At 71.6% G+C, this 4,867-nt stretch carries 5 protein-coding genes; all 5 read right to left on the reverse strand.

The annotated features are described in order from the left end of the window. Window positions 1–205: 205 nt before the first annotated feature. On the reverse strand, window positions 206–1,543 hold the full coding sequence (gene cseC / locus STRTUCAR8_RS04575; RefSeq protein WP_006374268.1) for a two-component system sensor histidine kinase CseC: 1,338 nt from the start codon (window positions 1,541–1,543) through the stop codon (window positions 206–208). An 8-nt stretch (window positions 1,544–1,551) separates the two neighbouring features. Continuing rightward, window positions 1,552–2,259 carry a two-component system response regulator CseB gene (gene cseB, locus STRTUCAR8_RS04580; RefSeq protein WP_006374266.1) on the reverse strand — a complete coding sequence of 236 codons (708 nt, stop codon included), beginning with the start codon at window positions 2,257–2,259 and terminating at the stop codon, window positions 1,552–1,554. A gap of 77 nt (window positions 2,260–2,336) precedes the next feature. Then, window positions 2,337–2,984, reverse strand: coding sequence for a hypothetical protein (locus tag STRTUCAR8_RS04585; protein ID WP_006374263.1), 648 nt, complete (start codon window positions 2,982–2,984; stop codon window positions 2,337–2,339). Window positions 2,985–3,160: 176 nt separating this feature from the next. Beyond that, a complete protein-coding gene (locus STRTUCAR8_RS04590; RefSeq protein ID WP_006374267.1) occupies window positions 3,161–3,703 on the reverse strand; it encodes a SigE family RNA polymerase sigma factor in 543 nt (180 codons plus the stop codon). A 294-nt stretch (window positions 3,704–3,997) separates the two neighbouring features. After that, window positions 3,998–4,867: HhH-GPD family protein (locus tag STRTUCAR8_RS04595; protein WP_006374264.1), on the reverse strand; the 870-nt coding region annotated here is incomplete at its 5' end.

The raw sequence follows: 4,867 nt of genomic DNA on the forward strand, positions 1-4,867 counted from the left end.
AGAGCGGTGGGGCAGGTGGGTGGGAAACGCGGCTCGGGCAGAACCAGCCTCGTCCCAGGTCCTCAGGCCGACCCGAACGCCCCGGCCCGTGCTGGACAGACGCGGTGAACGGGCGGTAGGCGGGAGAACAGGCGGCCTGGGCTGCTGCACCGGCCTCGCCCCGCACGGGCCGGCCGAGACAGACGTACCGGAACCCCCACCCCCCTCAGCTGCCCTTGCGCGGCATCATCGGGTAGCTGCCCGTGTTTGTCGGGGCGTGTTCCGGGAGCCACAGGACTGCTACCGCGCCCTCTGCGGGGACGCCGTCCGGGGCGCCGGGTGGGCGTATGTTGCGGAACGTCAGACGGGCGCCCAGGACTCGGGCCTGGCCTGCGGCGATGGTGAGGCCGAGACCGTGGCCGTGTCCCGAACGGTCACTGCTCCCCGTACGGAAGCGGCTCGGGCCGTCCGCCAGCAGGTCCTCGGGGAAGCCGGTGCCGTGGTCGCGTACGCGGATGACCCGGCCCTCGACGGAGACCTCTATGGGTGCCTTGCCGTGCCGTGCCGCGTTGGCCAGCAGGTTGAACAGCACGCGCTCCAGCCGACGAGGATCGGTCGTGACCTCCGACTCGTGCACCACGTGCACGGCGATCTCCGGGTCCTTCGCGAGCACCCGGCGGGCCACGAACTCGCCCAGCATGATGTCCTGCAGCTCGGCCCGCTCCGACGCACCGTCGAGACGGGCCACCTCCAGGACGTCCTCGACCAGCGTGCGCATGGCCTGAGCCCGGTCCAGGACCAGCTCTGTCGGGCGCCCGGGCGGCAGGAGTTCGGCCGCCGTCAGCAGTCCCGTCACCGGCGTACGCAGCTCGTGCGCGATGTCGGCGGTGACCCGCCGTTCCGCCTCCAGCCGCTGCTGCAGGGTGTCCGCCATCGCGTCCACCGCCCGCGCGAGGTCGTCCGTCTCGTCGCGCACGACACCGCCGATGGCGTCCCGCACCCGTACGTCCGTCTCACCTCTGGCGACCTGGTTCGCGGCAGCCGCCGCCTTGCGCAGCCGGCGCGACAACTGGGCGCCGATGAGCACACCCAGTGCGCTGCCGCCGAGGACGACGGCGATCGAACCGATGATCAGCGCCTGGTCGAGGTCGGCGATGATGTCCGTACTGCGGTCGGTGAACCCGGTGTGCAGCGACATGATGTGGCCGTCCTTGAGCGGTACGGCCGCCCAGATGTCCGGCACCCCGTCCGGCCGGTCGGTCACATAGGTCGCCCGGCGGCCCTGCGCGGCCTTCTCCCGCAGTTCCCGCGGCAGGTTCGGGTCGTCGACCTTGATGCCGGGGAAGTTGGGCCGCCCCGACAGGTTGTAGTTGCTCTGCCCGATCAGGACACGTTCGTCCGCGAGGTCGCGCGCGCTGTCCAGCATCGACACCCGGGCGGCGTTGTGCACGACCAGGCTGAGCGTGACCGCCACGAGCGCGCCGACCAGCGCGATGGCGGCGCTCAGCTTCCATCTGAGCCCGGTGTGGATGCCCGTGAACCGGGTGAGTCCGAAGGAACGCATGGGGCGGCTCAGGCCTTCAACTTGTAGCCGAAGCCGCGGACCGTCTCGATCCGGTCCTGGCCGATCTTCGTACGCAGCCGCTGCACATGGACGTCGACGACGCGGGTGTCGCCGCCCCAGCCGTAGTCCCACACGCGTTCGAGGAGTTTGTCGCGGGAGAGGACCGTGCCCGGCGCGGACGAGAACTCCAGCAGCAGCCGCATCTCGGTGGGCGTCAGGGCCACCGGCCGGCCCTCCTTGAGGACCTCCATGCCCTCGGTGTCGATCTCCAGGTCGCCGAAGACCAGCACCCCGCCGGTCACGGGCGCGCCGCCCTCCGGGGACGTCGCGTTGGGGCCGCCGGCGTGGCCGAAGCGACGGAGGACCGCGCGGATCCGGGCGACCAGGACGGCACCGTCGAAGGGCTTCGTGACGTAGTCGTCGGCGCCCGCCTCCAGGCCCAGGACCACGTCGATCGAGTCCGCGCGCGCCGACAGCATGATCACCGGCACGGTGGACTCGTCGCGGATGCGGCGGCACAGGCTGACCCCGTCGAGGCCCGGCACCATGACGTCCAGGAGGGCGATGTCGGGGCGGTCCGCGCGGAACGCCTCCAGGCCCGACAGCCCGTCGGGCATGGCTGTGACCGCGAAACCGTCCCGCTCCAGGGCGAGTTGGGTGGCCTCGCGGATGACGTCGTCGTCCTCGACGAAGAGGACGTGGGTCTGGTCTGCCATCCCGGGTGCTCTCAGTTCTCGTCTCGTGTGTGGTGGCGGTACAGCTCGGTGCGGTTCTGGGCTCGGAGTCGTACGGGTCAGTCCGGGGCCGTCGTCGGTGTGTCGCCGTCGACCGCGCCGCTGTACTCGTTGTGTGTGCGGTACTCCAGGGCGAAGCGGCCGGCCGTCCAGCGATAGGTGATCACATTCTCGCCCGACGGGCTCGTCACGGGGTCGTCCTTCTTGTAGACCTGCTTGGTGACCACCAGGTCGCCACGGTCTATCTCCGCGTACACCGGGGACTCCTCGGCCCTGAAGACGTTCCGGTACCCGTCGCCCGCGTCGCGGTACACATAGGAACCGACGCCGACGGCATCGCTGCAGGTCATGACGTTGACGACGACGTCGTCGGCGACCCCGTCGGTGACGTCCCCGTACGACACGTCGACCGGGTACTCGTCCCCCACGCACGGCTTCAGCGCACGCTTGACCGAGGTCGCGACCCCCGGATCGTCCTCGACGAGCCTGACCGCGTCCACGTCGTCCGGAGTGGCGTACGCGGAGGCCATGGGGGTGGGGTTCAGCTTGCCCGCGACGGCGTCGGCGCCGGCCGGGCCCTCGTCACGGGCACCGGTGCCGCCGGTGGCGCAGGCGGAGACGAAAAGGGCGAGGGCGGCGAGCACAGCCGTAGCCGTGATCACCGCCTGAAAGGCCCGCCGAGCCGGGACGGACAGCGCCGGCCCCATGAGCAGCCCCGTGCCATGCCCCTGCCACCCCTGAGCGCCCGCGACGGAGTGGTCGGGACCCGCACTCCGCCCCTGATCCCGGCCAGGGGGTGAGGCCGCGCCAGGAGCCGTCACTTGTTCCCGCGTCCCTGTCGGTGCCCCTGTCCGTGGGACCCCGGGATCGGTCGCCCCTGTGCCTAGGCCGCGCAACGCTCCCGCTCCTCATGCTCCAGAGCGCGTGCGTCCAGATCGCGGGCCTCCAGCTCCTCCCGGAGCCGGGCGAGCGCCCGGTGCAGCGTGCTCTTGACCGTTCCGGCCGACATGCCGAGGGCGGCGGCCGTCTCCTCCGTGGACATCTGCTCCCAGTGTCGCAGCACGACGACACTGCGTTGCTTGGGTGCGAGAACCTTCATGACATCCATGAGAAGTGCGCGGTCCGCGTGCTGCTCGGTGGAGTCGTCGACGCACGCGTCCGGGAGCTGCTCGGTGGGGACTTCCTCCAGCTTGCGCGCCCGCCACCACTCGGTCCGCGTATTGATCATCACCCGGCGGAGGTAGGCGTCCGCGAGCCGCTTGTCCGCTATGCCGTCCCAGCGGCCGTACGTCCGTACGAGCGCCGTCTGCAGCAGGTCCTGCGCGTCGACGGGGTCCGGGACCAGTCGACGGGCGCTGCGCAACAGCGCGTCCTGCCGTGTGCGGACGTACTCCTCGAACTCGAGCACCTCGCCCTGCTGCGCCATTCCGACCGCCTCCGTCCCCGTTTCCGACCCGCTCTGCCGGTCGGCCTTCACTGCCCTGTGGTCTGTACAGGGATGAAGCTACGGAGCTGTTGTCACGGGGGTGTCCGAGCCAGCCTTCGGAGAGCGCTCGGCTGTCCGTCGGTTGTGTAACGGAAATAGGGAAGGGGTAAGCGGCCGGGGTAATTGGTGATTGTTTGGGGTGATTTGGGGTTCGGGTGGATGTGTCGGGGCACCGTGTCGGGTCGTAACAGGAGGCCGGAGTCGTGACGCGGCTGTGCGCGGCGGCCGGCTGTCTCAGCTGTGCGGCAGGCGGTACAGGCCGCCCGGCAGGGGCTCGACCAGACCGTCGGAGACGAGGCCGTCGAGGGCCCGCGCGCGCTGGACCGGCTCGTGCCACACGCTGTCGAGCGCGGCCTGCGGCACGGGGGTGTGGGCCTCACGGAGGACGGCGAGCAGCTTGCCGCGCACCTGGCGGTCCGTGCCCGCGTACGTCTGACCGCGGCGCGCCGGGCCGTCGTGCTCGGGCTTCCCGGCGAGCCGCCAGGCGCACTGGCCGGCGATCGGACAGCGGTGGCAGGTCTCGTTCCTGGCCGTGCAGACGAGTGCCCCCAACTCCATGGAGGCCGCGGCCCAGCGGGCGGCCACCGGCTCGTCGTCCGGCAACAGGGCGCGGGCCAGCTTGCGTTCGGCGGCGGTCGTGGCGTTCGGGGGGTACTGGACGCCGGTGACAGCACGGGCGAAGACCCGGCGGACGTTCGTGTCCAGTACGGCGTGCCGCTGGCCGTAGGCGAAGGAGGCGACGGCCGCGGCGGTGTACTCGCCGATGCCGGGGAGGGCGAGCAGCTGGGCGTGCTCGGTGGGTACGTCGCCACCGTGGCGTTCCGTTATGGCGACGGCGGCGCCGTGCAGGCGCAGGGCGCGGCGCGGGTAGCCGAGCCTGCCCCAGGCGCGGACGGCTTCGCCGGAGGGGGCGGCGGCGAGGTCGGCGGGGCGGGGCCAGCGGGCGAGCCACTGCTCGTAGACGGGCAGAACGCGGCTGACGGGGGTCTGCTGCAGCATGAACTCGCTGACCATCACCCCCCAGGGGCCGGCGTCGGGGCGCCGCCAGGGGAGGTCGCGGGCGTGTTCGTCGAACCAGTCGATGACGGGGGAGTGGAGGGGGGT

It is taken from the genome of Streptomyces turgidiscabies Car8 (assembly GCF_000331005.1).
Lineage (GTDB): Bacteria > Actinomycetota > Actinomycetes > Streptomycetales > Streptomycetaceae > Streptomyces > Streptomyces turgidiscabies.

What these genes read in the sequence shown, in the direction of transcription:
- cseC (WP_006374268.1), bottom strand. Translation starts at nt 1,543, where the DNA reads ATGCGTTCCTTCGGACTCACCCGGTTCACGGGCATCCACACCGGGCTC.
- cseB (WP_006374266.1), bottom strand. Translation starts at nt 2,259, where the DNA reads ATGGCAGACCAGACCCACGTCCTCTTCGTCGAGGACGACGACGTCATC.
- STRTUCAR8_RS04585 (WP_006374263.1), bottom strand. Translation starts at nt 2,984, where the DNA reads ATGGGGCCGGCGCTGTCCGTCCCGGCTCGGCGGGCCTTTCAGGCGGTG.
- STRTUCAR8_RS04590 (WP_006374267.1), bottom strand. Translation starts at nt 3,703, where the DNA reads ATGGCGCAGCAGGGCGAGGTGCTCGAGTTCGAGGAGTACGTCCGCACA.